This window comes from Halalkalibacter akibai JCM 9157 (genome assembly GCF_000513135.1).
GTDB lineage: Bacteria > Bacillota > Bacilli > Bacillales > Bacillaceae_D > Halalkalibacter > Halalkalibacter akibai.
Genome location: NZ_BAUV01000139.1, coordinates 1 through 571, shown reverse-complemented (window position 1 = coordinate 571; position 571 = coordinate 1). Strand labels below are relative to the sequence as shown.

Here is a 571-nt window from a genome sequence, read left to right as displayed (position 1 = left end):
TAACGGGCAGGATAACACAAGAGCTGAATGAATAAGTATATAAAAAAGTTTGTTACTATTTAAAAATTAGGAGGGGTATTTTGAATAAAAAGGCAACTATTATTTTATCTTCCTTTGTAATTTTAATTATTATTAGTGTTTCGTGGATTCAACTTTCTGGAAGAACTACTTTTGGAGATGTATTAAATGAGAAAATTAGTGAAACTGATGAAATAACTCACATCGTTTTTCAAGCTCGAATAGGTGAAATCCTATGGACTCGTATCGATGACCCTGAACTGATTAACTCGCTGATAGAAGAACTGTCTAATGTATCTATAAAAAAGCGATATGGAAGTAAAAACATGATGTTAGATTATGAAATGACTATACACACACAATCAAAAAGCTATTTCTTTAACTTTGATGAAGAAAATTTCAGTGGAAACAGCAATGATTACAAGGTAATAGAGGGTAGTTTTGTAAAACCACTACTTCAATTAGACTTAGAATGGGTAACAGGGGATGAATTCTTAGGTGTTGATTAAATGTCCTTAATTGTTACGGTGGTTAAGTAGACAATGAATTTTTG

Annotated in this window: 1 protein-coding gene; it reads left to right on the top strand. The window is 31.0% G+C overall.

Annotated features, from left to right (window positions below; translation table 11 throughout):
* Positions 1-80: 80 nt before the first annotated feature.
* A complete protein-coding gene (locus JCM9157_RS23100) occupies positions 81-527 on the top strand; it encodes a hypothetical protein (RefSeq protein ID WP_035668904.1) in 447 nt (148 codons plus the stop codon).
* Positions 528-571: the final 44 nt, after the last annotated feature.